The sequence below is a fragment of the Micromonospora sp. NPDC005305 genome (genome assembly GCF_040607315.1).
Lineage (GTDB): Bacteria > Actinomycetota > Actinomycetes > Mycobacteriales > Micromonosporaceae > Micromonospora.
In genome coordinates this window covers 1-4576 of the sequence record NZ_JBEXGL010000050.1, presented here as the reverse complement: position 1 = coordinate 4576, position 4576 = coordinate 1, and the positions used below count along the sequence as shown (strand labels likewise).

Sequence of the window (4576 nt, the reverse complement as noted above, 5' to 3'; positions counted from 1 at the left end):
AGCGCCGGCGCAGTCGACGCACAATTCATCTACGGCATCTGACCTCACCAGACACGGCGGCGGGGCCCGGACACACCGGGCCCCGCCGCCGGCCGGCCAGGTTCAACCGATCAGGCCTCTCACGTGATCACGATCAGTTGTGCGATCCGTGCCTCAAGGGCGTCGCACTCGCGCGCTCGGTCCGGTAGAGGCGTCGTTGCGAGCAGCTCACGGACAGCCCGGCAGTGCTGCGCCGCCGCATCCGTCTCACCCCGCCAGATCGCCGCCTTGGCCTGCACGATGAGGGCGTCGCTGTGCAGTGCACGGTAGGCGTTGCGGGAGGCGATGTGCAGCGCGCCCGCCGCCAGACGGTAGGCCTCCTCGGCGGCACCAGCCGACAGGGCGGCCTCGGCGAGGCCGATGCCCGCCTGGCATTCGAAGTACTGGAAGCCGTTGTTTCGGCTGATCGACAGGCTTTCGGTGAACCGGGCGTGGGCGTCGTTGGCGGCGCGGCTACCCAACAGCGCGTACCCCAGTGTGTTGAGGGTGGCCGCCTCGGCGCGCAGGTTGCGTTGTTGCCGGGCGAGCCGCAGCGCCTCGGCCGCGTTGTTCACCGCGGACACCCACTCGTTCAGTTGCCGGTCGAGCTGGCTCAGCTCATCGAGTACCGACAGCTCGCGCAAGGCCGACCCGGTGCGACGGTAGTACTCGAGGGCGGCGTCGAAGTGGGCGCGGGCGGGCTCGAAGTCTTCCAGCTGCCGCAGCACCATCGCCAGGTTGTGTCGGTTCGCCATTGCCGAAAGGTGACGCGCCGACTTCTCGTTCAATCGTTGAGCCGCCTTCAGGTAACCAACCGCCTCGACGAGCTGTCCCCGCTCGTGGCACATGGTGCCCAGGTCGTTCAACGTCACTGCCCGAACGTGGTTGAATTCGGGACCAGTACCGAGATCAAGTGCTCGCTGGTAGAGCTCCTGCGCTTCGTCGAGGTGGCCCAGCTCGGCCTGCACGAGCCCGAGGTTGTGCGACAGGTAGGCCTCGCCGACGAGCCAGCCGCTGCTGGCCGCAGCGGCGATGCCGCGGCGGTAGGCATCGGCGGCGAGATGATGCTTCCCGGCTGCCCAGTGCGCCTGGCCGATGGTCTGATACATGGCAGCCTGAGCGCGGACGTCCCCCGCCGCCTCCGCGGCGGCGAGTCCTGCCTTTCCGCTCGTGAGCCAGGCGACCACGTCTCCCGAGACGAAGAAGTAGCCGCGAAGCTGATCGGCCAACTGCCAGGACCGCGCGCCGTGCCCGTCAGCCGAGGCGGCTTCGATCGCGGCGACGAGGTTTCCCGCCTCCTCGCTGAGCCATGCCGTGGCCGAACCGAGGTCTGGAAACCGGGTCTCGGTCAGGTCGACGTCGACCGGCAACCGCACCATGTCTGCGTAGACCAGGGCCATCGCGGACGCTGTCCGCGCCAGGTACCAGGCATAGAGCCGGCCCAGCGCGGCGGTGCGATCAACGGGTGTCTGCCGGACCTCACCAGCTCGCACCGCGTAGAGACGCAGCAGGTCGTGATACCGGTAGTGGTCCGCACCGCCGGGCTGGAGCAGGTTCTCCGCGGCAAGGTGGTCCAGCGCCGGGCGGACCAGCCGCCGCTCGGCGCCGAGCAGCGCGGCGACCGCGTCGGCCGAGAAGCCCTCACCCGGAATCAGCGCGGCGGCCTGGAAAACCTCGACTGCCGCTGATGGCAGGTCCCCGCAACTGATCGCGAAGCTGCTCGTCACGGTGCGATCGCCCAGGCTCAGCTGTTCGAGCCGCGACCGCTCGTCAGTGAGCCGCTGCAGGACGTCGGCGATCGTACTTCTCCGGCGGCCGGCCATCCGGCCGGCCACCAGCCGCACGGCGATCGGCAACCGGCCACACGCCTCGACGAGGGCCTCGGCATCCTTGCGCTCGGCGTGGACCCGGGCCGCCCCCAGCTTGACTCGCAGCAGGTCCAGTGCCTCGTCCGGCTCGAACACCGGCAGGAGCATCGTGACGGCGCCGTCCAACTCCTCGCACTGGTTGCGGCTGGTGACCAGGACCCCGCTTCCACCAGGACCCGGCAGCAGCAGACGGATCTGGGCGGCGTTGTGGGCGTTGTCGAGCACGATCAGCACCCGTCGGTCGGCAAGCACGCTCCGGTAGAGTGCGGCAGCCTCGTCCTCGTCACCGGGGATGGCGCGGACCTCGACGCCGAGGGCTCTCAGGAGTCGAGCGAGCGCGTACGCGACCGGGACCGGCCGGTCATCGTTACCTCGTAGGTCGATGTAGAGCTGGCCGTCCGGAAAGTCCCGGCGTACTCCCCAGGCCGCCTTCAGGGCGAGGCTGGTCTTGCCGACACCGGCCATGCCGGAGATGACGCAGACGACTGGTGATCCGTTACTCGGATAGCGCAGCGCCCGCTCCAGCCGATGCAGGTCCTTGGCGCGGCCGCAGAAATCCGATGGCGGCGCCGGCGTCTGCCAGGGCGTGACGACCCCGGTGCCTTCGACTGGGCTGCCGCCACGTCGATCGCTCTGTCCGCTGACGATGGCCTGCCGTGCCTCGATCAACTCGGTGCCGGGATCCATGCCCAGCTCCTCGGCGAGCCGCTGACGGACACTGTCGAAGGCCTCGATCGCCGCGGCCTGCTGCCCCGCTGCGGCGAGCGCGACCACCATCCGCGCGTGCAGCGACTCGTGCCACGAGTGCCGCCCCGCCAGTCGTCGCAGAAGCGGAAGGACCTGCCGCTGTTGGTGCACCACCTCCCCGAGGCGCGCCAACCGGACAGCAATCTCCACGCGCTCCTCGGCGAGCGCCGTGACCAGTGGATCGCCGCAGAGTTCCAGCACGTCCTCGACGGCGTCGTCGCCGCGCCACAGGTTCAGCGCGTCGAGGAGCAGGTCGAAGGCGCGCTGGGGTGGGAGGCCCGACGAACCTGCCTCGGCCAGGCGGGACCGGTACGCCACAAGATCAAGCTGATCACCGCCGACCTGGAGCTGGTATCCGCCCGACTCCAGCGTCACCGTCGGCGGCCGGTCCGGCTGCGGCTTGGGTTCCAACAGCCGACGGATCCGGCTCACGTGTGTCTGGATCACGTTGGCGGCCGACGGCGGCGGGCGATCTCCCCACAGCAGATGGGTCAGCTCGTCCCGGCTCACGGGCCGGCCAGGAGTCAGCGCGAGGCGCGCCAACACGACGCGGTGCCGTCCAGCACGGAGATTGGCGGGCTGACCGATCCGGGTGACCAGCAGCGGCCCCAGCACCGAGATCTGAGCCGGACCCGTCGCGTTGACACTTTCCCGCTGCGGCGGCCGCGCCAGCTGCTTGATCCGCGTGCGGTCCTCGTGGTGAAGACCCAGCGCATCCGCGAGCGCCTGCAGTGAACGTCCTCGCGGCCTCCCGCTGCGCCCCTGTTCGAGGTCGCGAACCACACCGATGCTGACCCCGGCCTGATCCGCCAGACCGGCCTGGGTCAGGCCGCGGCCGACCCGAGCGTTCCGCAGCAGTTCAGCGAGGCTTTCATGTTCCCGATCGTCCATAACCGACTCCCCGTACCGAAGGACCGTCAGCCTAGAACCCCGCCTTGCGGGTTCTCCAGTGGCCGAACCGTCAACACTTGCACGGCGATCGATACCTGACGCCGGTATCAGGGTCTGACTCCTGCGTCCTTCCCGACGGATCGGAGTACGAGATTCACTACAGGATCCGTCCCTCCAGCCGTACGTCAGGAGCACTCTTCAGACTCTTGGCAGGCGAGGCCGTAGCCCGCCGATACACGGGAGGAGAGCACATGCAGTCTCACGCTCGACGGAGCGGTTGGTTGGCGCGTCGATCACTGGTGCCGATCGCTGTGCTGGCCGCAGCCCTGGCCTCGACGCCGGCGGTGGCGTCAGCGACGCCTGACGCTTCAGCGGTGGACGCGGCGGGGCTGGCCGCTGCCACCGTGCCGGGCGATCCGGCGCTGCCCGAGTACCCGGGCCTCGCACCGAGGGCGGGAGTGTCCGCTGCGGTGAGCACCACGCCGGTGCCGTGTGGTGACAACGGCGCCGACAAGGACATGCGCCGGTCGGATGCGATCACCCGGGCACGTAGCTGGCTCAGCGTGGGGGGCGTCCCCTACAGCCAGTCTCGCTGCTACCAGAACCAGTACGGTGACTACCGCACCGACTGTTCGGGCTTCGTCTCGATGGCGTGGGGTCTCGGCGGTTCGGGGAGCTCCTTCTGGACCGGAAACCTGGACACCCGATCGCACACGATCTCGCGCAGCGACCTCGCGCCGGGCGACGCCCTGCTCCGGCACACCGGGGATCCCAGCGAGAACCACGTCGCCCTGTTCGTGAAGTGGAGCGACTCCGCGCACACCGCGCCGGTGGTCATCGAGCAGACGGGCAGTGCGGACACCATCGAGCGCACCTGGACGTCCAGCTACGCGGGCCTCTACACCCCGGTCCGCTACGACAACATTCGGGAGGACGTGTCCGCGGAGGACGTGCCGATCTCGGGTGACTGGAACGGTGACGGTGTCGACACCGTCGGCGTCTTCCGCCCGAGCGAATCGACGTTCTACCTGCGCGACACCAACAGCGGAGCC

Annotated in this window: 1 protein-coding gene and 1 pseudogene; one reads left to right on the top strand and one right to left on the bottom strand. The window is 69.3% G+C overall.

Features of this window, described 5'->3' with window-relative positions:
• Positions 1 to 119: 119 nt before the first annotated feature.
• Complete coding sequence (locus tag ABZS80_RS33215) at positions 120 to 3524, bottom strand: BTAD domain-containing putative transcriptional regulator (RefSeq protein WP_355062162.1); 3405 nt, start codon at positions 3522 to 3524, stop codon at positions 120 to 122.
• A gap of 374 nt (positions 3525 to 3898) precedes the next feature.
• Here ABZS80_RS33215 and ABZS80_RS33210 point away from each other — a divergent pair.
• Positions 3899 to 4576, top strand: a pseudogene (locus ABZS80_RS33210) (hypothetical protein); the annotation flags it as partial.